This window comes from Bacillus sp. LJBV19 (assembly GCF_017797845.1).
Classification (GTDB): Bacteria; Bacillota; Bacilli; order Bacillales; family Bacillaceae; genus Bacillus; species Bacillus velezensis.
Map to the genome: position 1 here is coordinate 2,570,830 of NZ_CP072563.1, position 19,934 is coordinate 2,590,763.

At 44.3% G+C, this 19,934-nt stretch carries 16 protein-coding genes and 2 pseudogenes; 2 read left to right on the top strand and 16 right to left on the bottom strand.

Translation table 11 applies throughout. The features are described 5' to 3' along the window. Positions 1–77: 77 nt before the first annotated feature. From tet to J6600_RS12390, 7 genes and pseudogenes are all read right to left on the bottom strand, one after another. Entirely contained in the window at positions 78–1,454 is a 1,377-nt protein-coding gene (gene tet, locus J6600_RS12360; protein WP_209387454.1) for a Tet(L)/Tet(K)/Tet(45) family tetracycline efflux MFS transporter, read from the bottom strand. Between the two features lie 33 nt (positions 1,455–1,487). Further along, complete coding sequence (locus J6600_RS19815) at positions 1,488–1,550, bottom strand: tetracycline resistance efflux system leader peptide (RefSeq protein WP_134816631.1); 63 nt, start codon at positions 1,548–1,550, stop codon at positions 1,488–1,490. A 112-nt stretch (positions 1,551–1,662) separates the two neighbouring features. Next, positions 1,663–2,184 carry a streptothricin N-acetyltransferase SatA gene (gene satA / locus J6600_RS12370; protein ID WP_209388354.1) on the bottom strand — a complete coding sequence of 174 codons (522 nt, stop codon included), beginning with the start codon at positions 2,182–2,184 and terminating at the stop codon, positions 1,663–1,665. A 159-nt stretch (positions 2,185–2,343) separates the two neighbouring features. After that, positions 2,344–2,844, bottom strand: a complete 501-nt coding sequence (locus J6600_RS12375; RefSeq protein WP_003152812.1) for a DinB family protein — start codon at positions 2,842–2,844, stop codon at positions 2,344–2,346. A 218-nt stretch (positions 2,845–3,062) separates the two neighbouring features. Next, positions 3,063–3,395, bottom strand: coding sequence for a DUF2651 family protein (locus J6600_RS12380; RefSeq protein WP_209387455.1), 333 nt, complete (start codon positions 3,393–3,395; stop codon positions 3,063–3,065). 131 nt (positions 3,396–3,526) lie between these two features. Next, positions 3,527–4,330: an HAD-IIB family hydrolase gene (locus J6600_RS12385; RefSeq protein WP_014418447.1), complete on the bottom strand. Its 804-nt coding sequence runs from the start codon at positions 4,328–4,330 to the stop codon at positions 3,527–3,529. 32 nt (positions 4,331–4,362) lie between these two features. Further along, positions 4,363–5,152: pseudogene (locus J6600_RS12390) on the bottom strand (Cof-type HAD-IIB family hydrolase). Positions 5,153–5,388: 236 nt separating this feature from the next. Here J6600_RS12390 and J6600_RS12395 point away from each other — a divergent pair. Beyond that, the gene (locus J6600_RS12395; RefSeq protein ID WP_007612737.1) at positions 5,389–6,114 is read left to right on the top strand and encodes a MurR/RpiR family transcriptional regulator; all 726 of its coding nucleotides are present in this window, start codon (positions 5,389–5,391) and stop codon (positions 6,112–6,114) included. Positions 6,115–6,208: 94 nt separating this feature from the next. Here J6600_RS12395 and manA read toward each other — a convergent pair whose 3' ends face one another. From manA to J6600_RS12425, 6 genes and pseudogenes are all read right to left on the bottom strand, one after another. After that, the gene (gene manA, locus J6600_RS12400; RefSeq protein ID WP_209387456.1) at positions 6,209–7,156 is read right to left on the bottom strand and encodes a mannose-6-phosphate isomerase, class I; all 948 of its coding nucleotides are present in this window, start codon (positions 7,154–7,156) and stop codon (positions 6,209–6,211) included. A 14-nt stretch (positions 7,157–7,170) separates the two neighbouring features. Beyond that, positions 7,171–9,129, bottom strand: a complete 1,959-nt coding sequence (locus tag J6600_RS12405) for a fructose-specific PTS transporter subunit EIIC (RefSeq protein WP_061862415.1) — start codon at positions 9,127–9,129, stop codon at positions 7,171–7,173. Between the two features lie 152 nt (positions 9,130–9,281). Further along, positions 9,282–11,234 (bottom strand): mannose transport/utilization transcriptional regulator ManR, encoded by a 1,953-nt coding sequence (gene manR / locus J6600_RS12410; RefSeq protein ID WP_209387457.1) that lies wholly within the window; start codon positions 11,232–11,234, stop codon positions 9,282–9,284. A gap of 222 nt (positions 11,235–11,456) precedes the next feature. Then, positions 11,457–12,374, bottom strand: a complete 918-nt coding sequence (locus J6600_RS12415; RefSeq protein WP_209387458.1) for an MBL fold metallo-hydrolase — start codon at positions 12,372–12,374, stop codon at positions 11,457–11,459. 46 nt (positions 12,375–12,420) lie between these two features. Then, a pseudogene (ybaK, locus tag J6600_RS12420) lies at positions 12,421–12,903 on the bottom strand (Cys-tRNA(Pro) deacylase). 67 nt (positions 12,904–12,970) lie between these two features. Then, a complete protein-coding gene (locus tag J6600_RS12425) occupies positions 12,971–13,855 on the bottom strand; it encodes a LysR family transcriptional regulator (protein ID WP_007408231.1) in 885 nt (294 codons plus the stop codon). A gap of 124 nt (positions 13,856–13,979) precedes the next feature. Between J6600_RS12425 and J6600_RS12430 the strand changes: the two genes are divergently transcribed. After that, positions 13,980–15,188, top strand: a complete 1,209-nt coding sequence (locus J6600_RS12430; RefSeq protein WP_104842705.1) for an MFS transporter — start codon at positions 13,980–13,982, stop codon at positions 15,186–15,188. Between the two features lie 149 nt (positions 15,189–15,337). Here the strand turns inward: J6600_RS12430 and J6600_RS12435 are convergent, their stop codons facing one another. From J6600_RS12435 to J6600_RS12445, 3 genes are all read right to left on the bottom strand, one after another. Next, positions 15,338–18,499 (bottom strand): bifunctional cytochrome P450/NADPH--P450 reductase, encoded by a 3,162-nt coding sequence (locus J6600_RS12435; RefSeq protein WP_209387459.1) that lies wholly within the window; start codon positions 18,497–18,499, stop codon positions 15,338–15,340. 27 nt (positions 18,500–18,526) lie between these two features. Next, positions 18,527–19,093 carry a TetR/AcrR family transcriptional regulator gene (locus tag J6600_RS12440; RefSeq protein WP_072177473.1) on the bottom strand — a complete coding sequence of 189 codons (567 nt, stop codon included), beginning with the start codon at positions 19,091–19,093 and terminating at the stop codon, positions 18,527–18,529. A 209-nt stretch (positions 19,094–19,302) separates the two neighbouring features. Next, the gene (locus tag J6600_RS12445) at positions 19,303–19,842 is read right to left on the bottom strand and encodes a class I SAM-dependent methyltransferase (RefSeq protein WP_007408228.1); all 540 of its coding nucleotides are present in this window, start codon (positions 19,840–19,842) and stop codon (positions 19,303–19,305) included. Positions 19,843–19,934: the final 92 nt, after the last annotated feature.

The following is a 19,934-nucleotide window of genomic DNA, read 5'->3' on the forward strand; positions in this document are numbered from 1 at the left end:
CGACAAAAGGTTTTGGAATAAGGAAGCTCCTCAAAAAAAGGATCAAAACTTTTATCAAGTTTGATCCTTTTCCCTTTTTAGTCATTTCTTTGCGAACGTTTATAGACATTCATGGTTACCAGCCAGCTCATAACAACGATTCCTGCAAAAAGAATGAGCATATTACTGTACAAATAAGCGGAATGATCAGCGTTAACAGGCAGCAGCCTTTGATCCAGCAAGCGGACCGATAATAAACCGCCTGCAATCGAAATACCCGTTCCCTCTGATAAAAAGCTCGTAAAATTAAGCAGACTCATTCCGGCGCCGGCTTCCTTTTGTTTCAAACTGCCAGACACCATTGTAGATATAACCGTTTTTGTGAAGGAGAGCCCCCCAAAAACAAAAACGATTATAACGGTCATGAGCCATGGTGTCGCATCTATAAAAAAGGCAGCGATTAAAAAGCTGGAAGACATCAATGCAATCCCAATGGTCAGCACATATAAAGAACCTTTCCGATCAACAAGCCATCCTCCAATGTAACCGAAGATGATGACGCTCATCGTCCCGGGGAACATAACCCCGCTTCCAATTGCCGCAGTACTTAAATGGTGAACATCTTTCATCATATAAGGAACCATAGACACAAATCCTGCCGCAGTGCCGAATATCAGGCCTCCGCAAAGGGCGCCCATCATAAACAAGACATTTTTCCCCAGTGCAGGGTCAACAAAAGGTTCTTGAGTTTTCCTAATATGTTTCACAAATATCAGGAAAGCCAGAATACTGATGATCAGAAAAGATAGTCTATATGACGTTGTAAACAGCAGAAAAAATACGATGCCTGCAGACATTAATATAATCCCCGCCATATCAAAGCGCCCGCTGATTCTTTCTTCCTTTTCCAGCAGTTTCATCAGGAATGGAACGGTGATAACTGTTGCTGTTGGAATAAGCAGCAAATATGACCAGTGAATATAATGAGCGATTATTCCGCCAATAGCTGGTCCGGCACCTTCCCCCATTGCCACCAGCGACCCGATCAGACCAAATGCTTTACCCCTGTTTTCTTTCGGCATATAGCGTACTACTGCAACCATCACAAGAGCCGGGAATGCGGCTGCACCAGCCCCTTGAATAAATCGGGCCAGAATGAGTACAGGAAAGAAAGAGTGTCCGACAAATCCAATGATCGATCCGAAGCCATTTACCATAATTCCAAATAGAAGCAGCTTTTTGATGCCCAGCTGATCTGATAACTTCCCATACAGAGCAGTTCCGATGGAAAAGGTTAACATAAAGGCCGTGTTCACCCAGTTTGCACTCGCCGGCAGTTTATGAAAATCGTTGGCGATATCAGGTAATGAGACGTTCAAAACCATTTCATTTAATACGCTGAAAAATGACAAAACACAAAGCCAAATGAACACTTGATTGTGCCGTAAAGCTGACTGTGAATAAGGCGTATTCACAAATTTCCCTCCATTAATGAGGGCAGACGCAGTTTATAGGGCCATTGATACGCTTCCCTCTTTTAATTGTACCCTGTTCATTTTTTTGCACTTCATACATAACTCCCCCTGCATTGATTGATATACCTTATTATAAATCTTCAAGCCGATGTTTTGAATACTTTGCGACCACACCCGCTAAATGACGAAACATCAAATACTGTTATATTTAAAATTTACAGTACCAAAAAACCGCAATTTCATTTGCTGTTGAAAAATTGGAATAAAGCATTGTATCGACCGCCCCGATGACAAAGTTATTTTTGGCATAAAAATGACAAGCTGAAACATTAATATCTTGTGTTTCAAGCATAAGACCGCATAAATGATTCTCCTTTGTCCACTCAACCGCTTTATGTAATAAAGCCGTCCCGACACCATTTTTTCTATAATCTTTTGCAACGGCAATGTCTTCAATCAGTGCGTATCCATTCCAATTAGAACGAAGCTTACTCCGGCCGACACAGTCGTTCTCTGCGTAATAAAAAAAGACAGCTTTATCCTCTGCTTCAATATAACTGACATCAATGTCTTCATCGTCATATTTTTTGACATAAGGTTCAGCAAATTTCTCCTCTGTATATGTCCAAACATTGTCCTCAAATGAAGGGATGATTCTCCCTGAAACAACGAAAGGTTCGTTTGGTTTATTGAAGTCTTTCATATTGAATCGCGTCATTTTCGTTATCATCATAATCACCTTTCTGCATTTATTGACCTTACTTTATGTCTTTTGAACTGTTGATTCGTCTGCATGTCAAGGATACCGGTTCAATAACTCTAAGACTAAAACAAAAAAGATACCAACATCGATTGGTATCATCTATTCATTCGAGCCCTTAACAATATCCTATTTCGGAGCCTCCAAACCGAATGTTGTCCATTCCTCTTTTGCCGGTCCGTAAATACCCGGAACAGGTAAACCTGCTTGTCTCATAAGGACAGTCATTTGTCCTCGATGATGGTTTTGATGTTGAATTAAAAACATCAAAAGTGAACCATTTGGCAATTGCTGACCAATAAAGTTGACACATTCTTGAAGTGTATCGTCAGTCCATTGCGTTTTTAACGCCTGTACAAATGCATTACTGGCTTGATGGTAACTCTCAGCAATAAACCGCGCCGATGCAGGAACAGGATAATCTTCAGCCGGAGCGTGAAACGTTAAATCTGTGTTTGAGGTAATGATGTGAATGGCAGCGACAGTATGCCATGCAATACGGCCTAAAGTCCAATGTTGTGAAGTGATTTCTTGTTTAAGTGATTCATCAGTCAGATGATTCAGCAGTTTTTGTGTCGCATCGGCTTCGAATTCCCAAGATTTCAAAAAATGGTCTAAGGTTTGAAACATAAAAATCCTCCTTATCCTTTTTTGTTTTTCTATGTATCTACAGTTCAATTATAGTGCTCCGCTTAGTTAAAAAAGAACAAAACGATAGACAGACATTTTTAACAGAAAGCCCGATCTGACAACAACAGACAAAATATAAGAACATAACGGATAACTCTATACTTCTTTTTCTTCAATCGACAAAAAAAAGGATAGCTGTTCAAACAGGATTCTTCTGTCTAATATTTTCGCTTTGCGAAAGTCCATATCGTCTTAGTGATTGAACCGGAGACAAAACAGCTCCTCGTCATCATAGCCACCCAAATGAAAAATGTCGGTTCGGCACCTATTACAATAAACATGAATATCAAGGACAAAATGAAGACAATAACAACCATCATCCATACTTTTTTAAAGATGAAATATCCTAAAATCCCTAACAGAAAAGAAGCTGCCGGAAGAAAAATGAGAATGATATACGCGGGACTCAACAGCGGGCAAATACAAACACCTCCCAATTTCAAAACGAGGCAGTTCCTGCTTTTTGTCTGATATGAAGTGATTTTTTTCATCTTGATATTACACCGTTTTATTCACTTTTAACATATTTCGGGGAAATCAGGAGTGAATTAAAGTCTGAGGATAGCCCGCTTTTTCTTTCCCTAGTAAGTCCTGCCGCATTGGCTTTAGCCCATCTGCTTTCTCATTGTTTTTGCAGCGCTAATATTCTCATAATCGTGTGCATGACGCTGCTTTCCTCATTTGATTTGATGACAAAGTGCGCCGCATCTTTTATTTCGTCAATGGCATTCTTAACCGCAAAGCTGTAGGATGCCGCTTCCATCAATTCTTTGTCATTGCGGCCGTCTCCGAACGCCATTGTTTCATCAGCCGAAACCCCTAATAATCGCTGCAGTTCTTGTACTGTTGTTCCTTTATGTATTCCGATATTTGATATGTCCATCCAGGTATCCTCTGATGCTACGATATATAATTGGTGAAAAAATTCATGCAGCTTTTCTCTCGTTTCCGGACAGTTGGCGTCGGGATCATGAACCGTAATCTTGATAAAATCGTCCTTTATCTCAGTAAAATCAGTTATTTTCGTTACATGTGCATAAGAGGCATTTACATATTTCATCTCACTTTCAGACAGATTTTCTTTTACGATCGCGCCATTTTTTGTGCATGCGATAATGCTATGCCCGCAGCTGATTTTTTCTAAAGCGCCTATAATTGACAGTCCCGCTTCATTGCTGATCAAAGATTCATATACGAATGTGCCGTTCTTTTTTATACGTGTGGCACTGTCTCCTAAAATCCAAAAATCTTTCGCATCTTCTCCGAATAAGGCTTCCACCCTTTCACACTGCTTCCCGGTGCAGAGGGCGAAAGCGACATGCTGTTCCTCCATTACTCGTTTTGTCTTTTCAAATAACGTTCTGTCAAAATCGCCTTGATTATTTAAAAATGTGCCGTCTAAATCCGTAATCACTAATTTAATCATCGTTCAGCACCTCCGCAGTTAAAACGTCTTTTTCAGACAAAGGGTTTTTCACATTTGAGGATGGAATCAATCGCATTTAAGACCCCTTCTTCATTGTTTGATTGCGTGATATGCGCGGCAGCCTGTTTAATGCTTTCCTGCGCATTATCCATGGCGATCCCGTATTTCACGGCGGACACCATCTCCAGATCATTGCCGCTGTCTCCGAAGGCCGCACACTCTTCATCACCCATCCCCCATTGTTTCTGGAGAAGCTTCATCCCGCTTGCTTTATGAAGCCCCGGTATGATCAGATCTATGTCACCGTGCCCGCTTGATACAGGCGTGACGAAAGACCCGATGGCGTTTTTCAAATGGCTCAGAAGTGCGGAACAATGTTCGGCGGGAAAGCTGATGGAAAATTTCAAAATGCGGCACCCTTTTTAACACATAATAATACTTACTGGCATGCAGATATTCATCTTCACTGGCATTTTCATGAATATACGCGCTTTTTTTTCCGCAGACAATGACGTTTTTCACCTCATACTGCTCTAAAGCACGGATCACTGCTTTTACAGTGTCTTCAGACATGTTACCCGCGAATAATTCTTCTCCGGCATTCACGACGAAAGCGCCATTCTCGGCAACGAAAGCGATTTCACTTTTGATTTCCGGAAAGAAGGATGTAAGCTGCGCATATTGGTTTCCGCTTGCTGCGGCAAATTTAATTCCCCGCGCTTTTAATTCACGATACTGATTCATAAAACGCTCTTTGTTATATGCCATTTCATCATTCAAAAACGTTCCGTCCATATCAACCGCTATCAGTTTGATACTCATATTGTCCTCCTTTTTTCGGCCGCTTTTGTCAGAGACCCTTGAAGAGATCATGCATAAAGCGTATGAACGAATTATATCCGCAGGTGTTCCGTGCCGTAAATCATTGGATGACGTCTTGTTTTGAATGACACAAAAAGTGATTTGTCACATCAATATAACACTATGTTTCTTTTAAAAATGATATGTTACGATTAGATGTACATTCACCATTCTCATAAAAAGGAGAATCCCCCTGCATGTTCACACACGAAATGATTGCTTCATTTAACGAGCTTGAAACTTCTTTATACAACTACATCTCCCAAAACAGCGAGAAAGTCGTCTATATGCGAATCCGTGAATTGGCAAATGAAACCCATGTATCGACGGCTTCTATTTTACGTTTCTGCAAAAAAATAAACTGTGAAGGGTTTTCGGAGTTTAAGGTGAAGCTGAAAATGTATACGGAGGCAAATAAAAAAACGATTTTAAAGAGTCCCCATCATTCCGTTGCCGAATTTTTTGAAAGAACAGTAAGCGGAGGCATGGAAGAAAAGCTGAAGGAAGCAGCAGCGCTTGCGGCCGATGCAGAAAGCGTTATTTTTATCGGAGTGGGAAGTTCGGGAATTCTCGCCGAATACGGAGCCAGATATTTTTCGTGCTTAGGGAAACTTTCAATGTATATTAAAGATCCTTACTTTCCGGCCCATTCCCATTTCCGCCATAACAGCATCACAATCGCATTATCGGTTTCAGGTGAAGGAGATTCTACGGTGACTCATCTGAATCAGCTGAAACAAGAAGGCAGCCGGGTCATCAGTATTACAAATCATAAACATTCAACCATTGCCAAAATGTCCGATGTGAATATTTCATATTACGTGACGGAAGAATGGGTTGAAAATGCGAATGTCACCACCCAAATCCCCGCTATGTACATACTTGAATCAATGGCTCGGGAGATATACAAATTGAGAGAATAAATTCAGGAACGAACCACTGATACGCTGGAAATTTCGGTATTTTTGCAAAAGTGATGAGAAACCCTTCTCTGATGCTAGAGAAGGGTTTTGAGGATCACAGATGAGACACAATACAATTTGCATGGCCGGCCAGTTTATATTCTCCCAAACCGGAAGGCAGGAGAATATGATCTCCTTTTCTAAAGGGATATTCATGCCCGCCTGCAATCATTATTCCGTCTCCTTCGATCACGCTGACAAGAAGGAAGGGCTGATGCTGGAATAGATTTGCTTCACCTTTTACAACCCACTTTTCGACTGAAAAATAGGGACATTCTATTAAAACAGCTGCCAGCAGATCATCTGTTTGTTTAAAGTGAACGGTCGGCCGTTCACGGACAGATGGAACGTCTATCACTTCTATACTTTTTTCCAAATGGAGCTCGCGCATCCTGCCGTCCGCATCTTTTCTTCCGTAATCATACAATCTGTAAGTCGTATCTGAATTTTGCTGCGTCTCTAAAATTAGTGTGCTCTTTCCAATCGCGTGAACAGTGCCGCTTGGAACAAAGAAGAAATCTCCCGGCTTTACCTTAACTCTGTTCAGGAGCCCGTCCCATTCTCCGCGCTCAATCATGGATATCAGTTCTTCTTTTGTAGTTGCGTTGTGGCCGAAAATGATCTCCGCATCTTTTGCACAATCAATGATATACCAGCATTCGGTTTTTCCAAGTTCCCCGTTTTCATGCATTTTGGCAAAGTCATCATTCGGATGCACCTGAACGGACAGGTCTTGGTCCGCATCCAAAATTTTTGTAAGAAGAGGAAAACGGTCTCCTTCAAGGTTTCCGAATAAATCTCTGTGATGCTCCCACAATTCACCGAGCGTACATCCTTTATACATGCCGTTTCGAACTGTGCTCTGTCCATTTTGATGAGCGGCGAAGGCCCAGCACTCCCCTGTCCGCTCGGACGGAATATTATAGTGAAAATTACGCAGGGCGGCGCCTCCCCAAATTCTTTCTTTGAAAACCGGATTGAAAAATATCGGTTCAGTAGACATGATCATCCCCCGCTTTATTCGATTTCTTCCAGAAGCTCATACGCCTCTTCTTTTGTCTGAACGGAGAGCAGCCTTTCCCGATAGCTGTCATCCATCAGTTTTCGGGATAACATCTGCAATATTTTCAGATGCTGATTTCCGCCGCTTTCCTTCGGTACGGCAATCATAAAAATCAGTTTTGCATCAGAACCATCAAGGCTGTTCCAGTCAACACCCGAACGTCTTATTCCGAATGCGACACCCGGCGTTTTGACGGCTTCAGACTTTCCGTGCGGAATGGCGATATTCATACCTATCGCCGTGGTTCCCTGCTGTTCCCGGCTCAAAAGGGCCTGCTTAAAACCGCTGTCAGACAGCAGCATACCTTGACGGGACATTTTCTCGATCATTTCATCGATAATGTCATCCCTCGTTTCGCCGGATAAATGCGGTTCAATCAAGTCCGTACTGATAATGTCAGTCAGTTTTTTGATTTCGGTCATCCCGGCTTTTCGGCTGTCAGCCTGAGATGGTTCCTTTGTTTCTTTTGCCGCTGCAGCTTCATTTGGTGCGGCAGACGGCAGCACCTCGCCGGACGCGGGGGATTTCGCCATATCTTTCTTCAGTACATTAACCAACAGAGCGGTGACAAGAGAGCCTGCTGTTACAGCGATAAAAAACATCAATACATGATCTACTGCTCCAAGTACAGCAACGATGGGGCCGCCGTGTGCCACTCTGTCCCCCACATGGCCGATCATCGCTATCACCGAGCCGGTCATAGAACCCGCCATAATACTCGGGATCACACGAAGGGGGTCTTGGGCCGCAAATGGAATGGCTCCTTCCGTGATACCGAAAAGGCCCATCGTAAATGATGCTTTTCCCATTTCTCTTTCTGCGGCGGCGAATTTTCTTTTTCCTAAAAACGTCGCAATCCCAAGCCCTATCGGCGGTATACAAATGGAAACGGCAATCGGGCCCATAATTTCATAATTTCCCTCTCCGATCATTGCCGATCCGAAAAGAAAGGCCACCTTGTTTACGGGTCCTCCCATATCAAAGGAAATCATCGCTCCTAAAATCAATGCCAGAAGAATTGAGCTCGAACCTTTCATTCCCGCAAGCCAAACCGTTAATGATGCGAAAATATGAGCGACGGGGGCGCCGATCAGAAATACAAACGCCAAACCGACGATCAGTGAGGCAAACACCGGAATAATAATGATCGGCATAATCGGCTGTATTGCTTTAGGAACTTTACATTTTTTGATTGCAAGCGCCGCATATCCCGCCAAAAATCCCGCAATGATTCCTCCAAGAAATCCTGCGCCGCTTGCACTGTCGTAAAAGCTGCCGGATGCCGCAATATATCCGCCGATCATTCCGGGGACAAGACCCGGCTTATCAGCGATGCTGAACGCGATGTACCCGGCTAAAATCGGGATCATGAATGAAAAAGAAGCACTGCCGATCTGTTCAATCGTTTTCCAAAAAGACTCGTCCGGAATGACTAAGCCCTTTGGTGTTTTTTCTCCTCCAAGCGTCAATGCAACCGCTATCAATAATCCGCCGACGACAATGAAAGGAACCATAAAAGAAACGCCGTTCATTAAATGACGGTAAATCGGGTTTTGTTTTTTGCCCTGCTGACTTGCGGATTCAGCTTTTGAAGCAGATTGATAGACCGGCACTTCACCGCTAAGCGCTTTTTGAATTAATTCTTCCGGTTTGCGGATGCCTTCCTGAACCCCGACGGCCAGCAGCTTTTTTCCCGCGAATCGGTCTTTGTTCACCGAACGGTCCGCCGCGATAATGATTGCGTCCGCTTCCCGGATTTCCTCTTCGGTCAGCCTATTTTCCACCCCGATTCCGCCCTGGGTTTCCACTTTGATCTCAACGCCTAATCTGCCGGCTGCTTTTTGTAAATTTTCAGCAGCCATATACGTATGGGCAATGCCGTTCGGACATGATGTAATCGCTAACAGTTTCATATAAATCCTCCTTTGCAGTCTGAATTTCAAGATCTTGTCTCAACTTTATACTGAAATCAGCCTGTGATAAGCGCGTTTTTTTACCATAAGTTCCGGAAATAACGGCATTTTTCCCTATAAACAGAAAAAAAGCAGGGAGCCATTCCCTGCTTTTAATAGTTTAAATACGATAAAAACGTCATCACATTTTTTTCTTCCGTCAGTTTTTGAATAAATGCCGGCTGCTCGCTAAGATAGGAAAGCTCACTGAATAATTGCTTTACCTTGTTTTGATCTTTGTGTTTGACGGCAAGCATAAAAACGAGCGACACCTTTTCCGTCCCCCACTCAATCGGCTCTTTTAAGGTGGCGATTGCAATGGCTGATTGTTTGATATATTTAGAGTTCGCGTGAGGGATAGCAATACCCGCCCCGATATTTGTCGCCGACATTTTTTCTCTCATTACTGCATGAATGCCATACTCTTTTTCTACATAGCCTTTTTCATACAAAGCCTGCGCCAGCTTTTCAATGACCTGATAACGGTGCTCTGTCTCTTGCTGTAAAAAAACGAGAAACGGAGTCGTATCGTTCAGCATTTTAAACGTTTTTTGCTCCCGGCGGTGCGATGTATCAAGCTGTTGCATAAATGCGCTGAGCTTCTTTTCATCAGCAGGCTCCAAAAGCGGTGATACGACAATATGAGGGATCGTTACATTTCCAAGACCTATCGTAGAAATGACGAAATCTATATCTTTATTCTTTTTGATATACTCTGTCAGCTCCGCTTTTGCGATACAGTCTTTTACCGTAATGTGATGAAATTTGCGTTCAATTTTAGTCCGCAGCAATTGCGACATGCCAATGCCCATATGGCAGACGATGATCGTCCTTTTAGGGTTATGACTGCTTCGGCGCAGCCGTTCGATCGCTGCCTGAAAATGCAGCGTCAAATAGGCCGCCTCTTCTTCAGGAATACAGAGATCAAATGTTTGATTGATGTCTTCTAAAACGTCAATGATAAGATGAAACAAATAAGGGTACATTTTTTTGATGTCGCGAAGCATGGGGTTTGAAACAGAGAGATCATAGCTCAGCCGCTTCAACACCGGATCGAGATGAATGTTCAATCCGTTGATCAGTTCCTGGTCTTTATGAAAATCCAGCATTTGCAGTTCTGAAACACGATTGATCAAATGCCTGACGACTTTGGAAAGCTCAGAATCTTCAAGATCAAGCTTCTTTTCTTGCTGCGATGGATAGCGGACTTTCCCGCCTATTATATGTAAAGTTAAATAGACGGCTTCTTCCTCAGGAAACCGGATGGCAAATACCGGCTCAAGCCGTTTTAAACAAGCCAGTGTCCATTCATATTCTTTCTTCTTTTTTACTGCTTCCAGCTGTCTTGCAGAAATGGCGACCGGCTGTTTCATTTTGATACGGCGGATCGTCAGCAATGTATGCAGCAGCAAACTTTCAAATGTTTCATCCGTAAAATAGATAGAATGGTTTTTTTGTAATAACTTGATTTCTTTTCTCACAAAGTCCGCTTCATGACTTAAAAACTTACTTTTTATAAATTGGCTTGTAAATTCCGCATTATCAATCAAATCTGAAATTCGCGCCAATGCTTTTCTTTTGTTTTTTTCGTCCCCTTCAATCTTTAAACCGAGCCGCTGTTTAGATACCAGCGTGAGATCAAATCGCTTCAGCCACTCTTCAACCGCACTTACATCCTTTTTAATGGAAGCTCTGTTTACAAAATGCTGTGCGGCAATTTCTTTTGCGGAAACGGGCTTTGAATTCATTAATAAATCATAAGCGATGTGAAGTATTCTTTCTTCATCGGTCTTGTGCCTGCACGTAAAGTGCTCATTATAAATTTGCCGGCTTAACCGTGACCTTTCCTGTTCAGATATATGTAAATAGACGCCTAATCCCGGTTTGCGGATCAGCTGCGCTTGAGCATGTTCATTCAGGAAATCTTCAATCGTTTTCAAATCATTCCTGATCGTTTTTTCAGAACAGCGGACCCTGTCTGCGAAATCTTGCACAACTAAGTAGTCATCAGGTTCAGATAACAACAGATACAAAATCTTTTTCTGCCTTGAATTCATGTATTTCATCTGTTTTTCTATCCTTCCTGTCCATTTCTGCTGAAGCAATTGTGATAGGTTAAATATACTGCACACACGAAACCGTTTTCATTTTATAGTGAAACAAAAGAGTAAAAAGTTTTGTTTTTTACCGCAGGTTCCGGAAAAATCATGTTTTATACAGAGCTATTCACATGACAATAAAACACCAACCGTTTTTAAACGATTGGTGTCGGCAGCGAAAACCTGCTGTTACAGCCAAAATGTTTCGCCAAGCGCTAATGCTTTCAGGTTTTCAGGAGGTAATGCAAGCCGGTTCCACTCGCCGTGCAGTCTGCTTAATGCTTCCGGGCCTGTATCATCAGCAAGCCGGAATGCCCCGTAATGCATGGGAATGAAGCTGTCAGCCTTCAGCTCCAAGAACGCTTTCACGGCGTCTTCCGGATTGATATGTGACACTTGCATAAACCATTCCGGTTCGTATGCTCCGATCGGCATCAGAGCCGCCTTAATACGAAACCTCTCTCCGATTTCTTTAAAGCCTTCAAAATAGCCTGTATCTCCTGCAAAATAGATGGACTCGCCGTTTTCGCTTTCTATGACCCAGCCTCCCCAATGAGAGGTATCGGTATCCCAAAGCGTTCTCCGTGTCCAGTGCTGGGCCGGAACAAATGATATATTCACCCCCCGCAACTCAAAACGATCCCACCAATTCATTTCATGGACCTTTTTGCGGCCTTTTTTGTTGAACAGCTTTTTCAGTCCCGCAGGCACGTAAAAATCCGGGTTTCCTCTCAGTTTTTTTATACTCGGAAAATCAAGATGGTCATAATGCCCGTGTGAAATGAGCACGGCATCAATGTCAGGCAGTTCGCTCAATTCATATCCCGGCTCTGTCAGCCGTTTTTGAAAACCCATCCGCCGCGCCCATACAGGGTCGGTCATTATGTTAAGCCCCTGTATTTGGATCAGAAATGAAGAATGGCCGATCCATGTTATGGCGGTTTCCGTCCGATTGACGGCAACATCACGGACATCCCTAGTGACCGCTTTCGGAATGTTCTCGCTTAAGTCTTTACTTTTCTCTCTTCGTTCTTTCATCCATTTCAACATGTCCCTGAATCCATGTTCATTCTTCACGCCATTCAAGTTTCTATATCTTTTTTTCATTATCATTCTCCCTTGACACGTGTATTCCATTAGATTCATCGGACATTTATACAATGTCTGTAAATACCGCCCCGCTTGCTTCGGCTAAATCTTGAGGCGTTGCTTTCAGCTGCATTCCGATTTTCCCCGCACTGACAATCATAAACTCCAGTGTTTCAGCGGATCTATCAATAAAAGTCGGAAACCTTTTTTTCATGCCGATCGGAGAGCAGCCGCCGCGCATATAGCCGGTTACTCCCAAAAGGTCCTACATGGCAATCATTTCTATTTTCTTCTCACCTGCCGCCTTCGCAGCCTTTTTCAGATTCAGTTCTTTTGCAACGGGAATGACAAAGACGTAATAACGATCTGTTCCTGCAGATGCTACTAAGGTTTTATAAACATATTCGGCAGCGTATCCTATTTTTTGTGAAACGGAAAGACCGTCTGCGGGCTGTCCCCCTTCTGTTTTGTAACCTAATAGCTCATAGGGAATGTTTTGCTGCTCAATGATACGGACAGCATTTGTTTTCACTGTTTTTTTCGCCATGGTTTTCCTCCGTTTTCTGTATTTCTGTCTGCTTTATTTTCAACTTCGATTTTAATAAAATGACCGCTCAGTTGCGTGCTTTGTAATACTCAAGTGCAAACTGTTTAAAACGCTCAGCAGCGGGAGAGAGAGCATGGTTTTTCAGCTGGGCTAACGCTATGGTGCGTTCGCATTGGTAATCTGCAACCGGAAGAAAAACGACCGGAAAGTATGAATGCTCCGCGGTTTTCGGCAGCACCGCAGCCCCCAGACCCGCGGCGGTCAGCCCTAATATGGTTGACACTTCCTCTCCTTCAAATGCGAGATGCGGGTGTATATTCAAATCCCGGCACATCAGATCAAACATATACCTCAGTCCGTATCCCGGTTTAAAACCCACAAAATCCTCGTCCTGCATCTCTTTCATTTGAATGCTTTTATTTCCTGCAAGCGGGTGGTTCTCAGGAAGCACCGCATAAAGAGGCTCTTTCTCCAGCACTGTCCATTGTAAAAGCTCGCTGGGAAGCGGCGGGGAGCTGAGACAGATATCCGCATCTCCCGTTTCCACCATTTTGCGAAGCGTTTCATTTGCGCCTTGATAAAGCCGGAAGGTCACGTTTGGGTATAGCTTTTTAAATTCGGCAATCAGCTGAGGCATTAAACGCAGCCCGAGTGTATGAAGAAAAGATACAGATATTTCGCCGTGTTCCAGGCTCATATTCTTTTTCACTTGTTCAACGCCTTCATTTAAAGCTCGTCTCGCTTGTTTTGCTTTTATTAAGAACTGCTCTCCGTGCCTTGTCAGCCGGACGGCTTTTGTCTCTCTGTAAAATAACGGCGCGCCTAATTCTTCTTCGAGCCTGATAATCGATCGGCTTAATGCAGGCTGAGAAATCATTCTTTCTTTTGCCGCATTTGTGAAATGCTGATGAGTTGCCGCCGCAATGAAGTTGTCAATTTGATGAAGCTCCATTTTCTCCTTCTCCCCTTTCTTCATAACCTACACGCATTAATTCTATAGTTATTATAAATTAGACACATTGAAATGAAAAGCGTACGATACATATATAACCAACAGTGAGAAAAGAGGGACATTCATGACGTTTATTCAGCCTCATACAAAGGCTTACAGAAAGGCCAGCTTGGCTCTGTTTATCAGCGGCTTTGTGACCTTCGCCACGCTTTACACAACACAGCCGCTTATGCCTTTGTTTTCGGAAGAGTTTCATATTTCCGCTGCGGCTGCCAGCTTAACTTTATCCATCTCAACAGCCGTTTTGGCATTTTCATTATTGGCTGCCGCTTCGTTGTCTGACGGATTCGGCAGAAAAAAATTAATGGTGCTGTCGTTAACAGCTACATCTGTTTTAGGTCTATTAACAGCGTTCAGTCCGGCTTTTCCGGCGCTTTTGGCGATGAGGGCGCTGCTCGGTATTTTCCTGGCAGGCGTTCCGGCTGTCGCTATGACATATGTAGGCGAGGAGTTTGATCCGAAGGGCCTCGGGAAAATGATGGGCTTGTATATCAGCGGCACAAGCATCGGGGGAATGAGCGGCAGGCTGTTAACGGGGCTTCTGACCGATGTATTCGGCTGGCGGCCGGCGCTTGCCATCATCGGCATTCTTTCTATTGTATTAAGCTATTTGTTTTGGCGTTTTCTTCCGGCTCCGCGCCATTCATCTCAGCGGCATGCGGGCGTAAAAGCGGCATGTAAGGAATACGGAGCGGTCCTGCACCGCAAACGGCTGCTTTTGTTAATATCTCTGGGATTTATATTAATGGGGAGTTTTGTGACATTATATAATTATATCGGCTTTCATTTAATGGCGGCTCCTTATCATTTGTCGCAGACTGTGATCGGTTTTATTTTTATTGTCTATCTCGCGGGAACGTTCAGCTCTGTCTATATGGGGAAAAAAGCAGATCTTTTCGGAAGCGCAAAAATGATTAAGATTGCGATTTTTGTTATGCTTGCCGGCGCAGCGGTGACACTTTTGCCCCAGCTTGCGCTTAAAATCGCGGGGATTGCCGTCTTTACCTTCGGCTTTTTCGGCGCGCATTCGATCGCAAGCGCCTGGGTCGGCCGCGCAGCCGGTGATCAGCGCGCGCAAGCCTCTTCATTATATCTGCTTGCATACTATATCGGTTCAAGCGTGGCAGGGTCTTGCGGCGGTTTCTTTTGGACGCATTTTCATTGGATCGGTATCATTTCATTTATTTCGGTTTTGCTATTAGTGTCTTATCCGGTTTTATTTCTGGCGGAATTCAGAAAAAAGGGACATAGCCGCCTGCATGTAAATCAATAAAAACATTAAAGATTTGTGTCTTTTGTCCGATACTAAAGTTAAGGCCGGCACGATACTCCCTATAACTATTCCTTTTGATTCAGTAGATTTCAAATATCGTGCCGGCTTTCTTCAATTAAAAAACATTCTTCAGTTGTCTCACTCTTCTGTTACATACCTGCCCAAACATCTTTCGCATATCTTCCTTCCGCCTGCAGCTGTTCAAGCCAATTCAAGGAAACTTTTGAATCAGTGTTATGCACCTTTTCATACGCCTGAAGCAGTACATTTTCTACGACCGGAGCCATTTTGCTTCCGTCGCCGCATATATAGAGATGGCCGCCTTGGTCAAGGAGAGCAATAATTTGTTCAGCCTCGCGAAGCAGGACATCCTGTACGTAAACTTTACAGTCCTGATCTAATCTGGAATACGCCCGATGCACGGTGACAAGGCCGTTTTTCTCCGCATGGTCGAATTCATCTTTGTACAGATCGTCTTCTTCAGGATGCCGGCAGCCGAAGTATAAATGAGCCTCGCCCAGGCTGTTACCGGACATTTTTTCGGCAGCCCGCGCCTGGATAAATCCCCTGAACGGCGCAATTCCTGTGCCTGCTCCGACCATAATGAGAGGCGTTTTCGGATTTTCAGGCAATGCGAAACCCGACTGCGGCGAGCGGATGAAACAGACGGCAGGATCGCCATTCTGTAATCCGGCTAAATAGTTCGAAGCCACGCCCCGGTATTCCCCACGGCCGCTCCATGCCGGAGCCGTCACAACGCCGACCGTGATACTGAGCTCCCCGCTGGCTGCCTTCGGTGAGCTTGAGATTGAATAATAGCGCGCCTTTAAGGACGGCAGAAGTTCTAAAAAGCGCTCAAATGGCAGTTCACATGCAGGATAATCTTCCAGCAGATCCAGCATGGTCATTCGTTTTTTCAGCACGTTTTCTTTATATGCCTCATCATCAGAATAAAGATGCTCCAATTCTTTTTGGTGCGGCGGGCACACGGTATGTGCGGCAAGTTCGCGAAGCTGGGCTCTCGTTGCCGGCTCCTGCAGCTCTACATAGGACGCCAAAAGCTCCGGCGCATTAACCGGCCGGTCCATCGGCAGATGAGGCAGCTGCCGGCCCTTGATCTTAAAGTGCTGGTTCGGATCAAGACCGAATCGGCGAATGACACGGCTGATCAGTTCCCCGCTGTTTTGCGGAAGCACCCCGAGATGATCTCCTTCCTGATACGTTTCTGTTTCGGGGAGACGCAGCTCAATATGCCGGACTGAGCGCTTGCTGCTTTCGGTATGAAGCTCTTTGTTCGTGATGACCTCCGCCTCAAATGCTTTGTACGTTTTGGCAATCGGCGTCTCGGCTGCTTCACTCACGTATTCGATTGATAACTGTGATTTGTTTGTCTGTTTTGGAGCGGCCTCTATATGAAAAGCCTTCATGATGTCCTTCCAGAATGAGTCTTCCCAGGCTTCCTGACTGTACTCAAAATCATCGGCATTGTCGCCCTCCCCGATAGAGGTCAGCCGTTTTGCCCCTTTTTCTTCAAGCACTTTGTCTATCAGGCGGGGGATCCTCTGGTAAGTGGCGGCCCAGTTGCGGTCTCCGCAGCCGAAGACGGCGTAAGAAACACCCTTTAATTCCTGATCTTCAAGGGTTTCCATCCATTTCACAAAACCCGCCGCATTATCAGGCGGCGCCCCGTTATAAGAAGCCGTAACAATAACGACCGCGCCTTTTACAGGCAGTTTCCCGGCATAATCATCGAGCGGTCCGGTTTCAGTTGAAAATCCTTTGCTTCTTCCGATATCAGCCAGCTCTTCCGCGATTCCTTCCGCAGTTCCTAAATTTGATCCGTAAAGAATGAGAAGCGGTGTTCCGTGGGACGGGATTTCTTTCGTTTCTTCTTTGTGACCGCTTCCTTCAGCTTTATGGTTTTGTACGGGCTGATGATTGGACACGTCCTTGTTTTTCACACGGATTTTAAAATCACCGGGTTTAATGGTTAGAGCTTCTTTAATCGTAAGCTCATAATCAGTATGATCAATCAGTTCAAAGTGTTTCAGGACAAGGCCGAGCACCATTGTCGCTTCCTGCAGGGCAAACTGCATCCCGATGCATGCGCGCTGTCCGTTTCCGAACGGCTTATACGCATCAGCCGGAATGGCCGCGGGATCACTGAACCTTTCCGGACGGAATGACTCGGCATCTTCTCCCCACGCGCTTTTATCCCGGTGCAGCTGCGGAGTCAGAATCGTCACCGGCTGTCCCTTCGCAATCGGATATTTCCCGCCGAGAACCGTATCTTCCTTCGCGTACAGAGAAAATGCCGGGGCAGTCGGATACAGCCGCAAAGTCTCGTTTAGCACCATGCGGATATATGTCAGCTGCTGAATCTGCTTATATTCAGGTGTCTCTCCCGTCAGCACCCGCTCGGCTTCCTGAACGGCTTTTTTCAATTTATCTTTATTTTTCAGCAGGCAGTATATCGCAAAAGAAAGCAGCCCGCTTGTGGTTTCATGCCCAGCGATCAAAAAGGTAATGATTTGATAACGGATATTTTCATCATCCAGCCTTTCCCCCGTTACAGGGTCTTTCGCTTCAAGCATCAATGCTAAAAGGTCAGACAGATTCTCATCCGGATTTTCCCTCCGCTCAGCGATGATCCGGTCTACAAGCGAATTCATCTCTTCAATATCCTGCTGGAACTGATGTCTCGTTTTGATCATCAGCTTGTCCTGCAGGCTGTGTCTCTGCGATTGGCGCATTGCCTCCTGCAGCGCACGAAGCATACTTGTGATAAAAGGATGCTGTGTGTCGCGGTAAAAGCTGTTAAAGCGGTAATGAAATCCGCACAGGCCGATTGTATCCAGCGTCAGGCGCGTCATATCTTCGGCAACGTCAATTTCTTCATTCGGATTTAATCTGCTCCACTTCTGCACGAGCTGCATGGCAATATCCAGCATCATTGAATGATAGCCTTTCATCGCCTTCTGGCTGAAGCTCGGCAATAAAATCCGATGCGCTTTCTGCCAGTTCTTTTCGTGAGTCCAGCTCGTAAATAGTCCGTCACCGCCAAACTCACGGACTTTCAGCAGGGCTTTGCTGAGATTTTTGTCAAATCGCTTTTCATCACAGACTTCTGCCGCGAGCTCGCGGCCTGATACGAAGACCCCGACAGAGCTCGGAAATTCAAAACGAAAGATCGGGCCGTATTCTTCGGCAATTTTCCAAAGAGATTGTGACAGTTTTTCTTTTTCCAAGTGAGGGAGATTTTTCAGAGGCCCGTATGTTTTCGGCTGCGGTATAGCGCTTAGCTGTTTCATATCGATCTTCCTTCCTTCGGCGAATAATTAATGAGTTCTGATGGCATCCCAAGAACATTGTTCCAATTCTTTCAGAAACGGTTTTGTTATTTCGACGCTTCCCGTCCGGACAAGCTGATAGAGTTTGAGATATGCCCCGAGCAGCAGCGCCATCAGCACATTGGACGGCAGATTGCGGAGCACGCCTTCAGACTTGCCGCGCTGAAAAAAGACGTCAAGCATCTGTGTTATTTCATCAAGAAGCTTACGGCTCGTTTCATTCAGAAAGTAGGCGTCCTTATTCGTTTCAAGAAAAAACAATGCATACTCACTTTCCTTCGTAAAATCAATCAGACAATAAAACAGGTGATGAAACCCTTCTCTTACAGATATCTCCTGAAAGTCCGTTTTGACTTTTTTCATAAAACGCTGCGCACTTTCCTGATACAGTACGTTCACAAGTGTCTCTTTACTGTCAAAGTAACGGTAAATTGTGCCGGTTCCGACATCGGCCTGAGCAGCAATCATCGGAATCGTCGTGGCGTCAAATCCTCTATCTGTAAACAAAGTAAGCGACGCTTTCATAATGAGTTCAACTTTGTTTGAAGCTGTCATTTCATCCTCCTTTCTAAGTGCGGAATGAATATTCATTCCGTTTGTTCAAAATATTTAAAATGTACGGTCATCTGATTACCATTGTATAAGAAAAAAACTTTTTTTAATATAAAATATATGTGAAATAACCAAAAATAAGGAAATATGCCCAATTTCACAAAAAGAGCTGCAGTGACTTAAGCAGCTCTTTTTATTTCCCAAGAAATATTCTATTTAATGGCAGTAATAAAATGGAATGAATCTCTGCTGACAACTGAAATGTCTCTGAAATGCTGATCATAGAGCACCTCAATCACATCCTTTTCACTCATCCGCGAAGGTTTCAAAACCATATAAAAACACCCGTCAATTTGAAGAACGCGGTACACTTCTTTACATGCTGTCCGGTAATCGCTGACTGTTTCAGCAGTATGTAACGAGAAGACTTTATGAAAACTGCGGTCGCGGAACGGTATGCTTTCCGGCCTCCCCTGCTGAATGTTTCCGAGCCCGGCTTTTATAACCGAACGGTTTGCGCGCTGTGTTTTCCGTATTTTACGTTTCGATGTTTCTATGCTTTTAAGACTGCCCTTTTCAAGCTGTCCGATGATTTGTTTAAACATTGAGCCGTTTCCGGTCCCGATTTCCAAAATGCGGTCGTATTCCTGTATGTCCATCAAAATTTGCTGAATGACTGACTCTGCCGGTTCTGATGCAGCAAAGTATTTCGCGCGCATTCGTTTTAATGCTGAAGATGTATGTTGCAACATTGTATAACACCCGCTTTTCCATTCCTGTGATTTATTATTCAGAAATAATATTACCTCGTATTAGTATGAGGTACTAACTAGACGCACTTCTC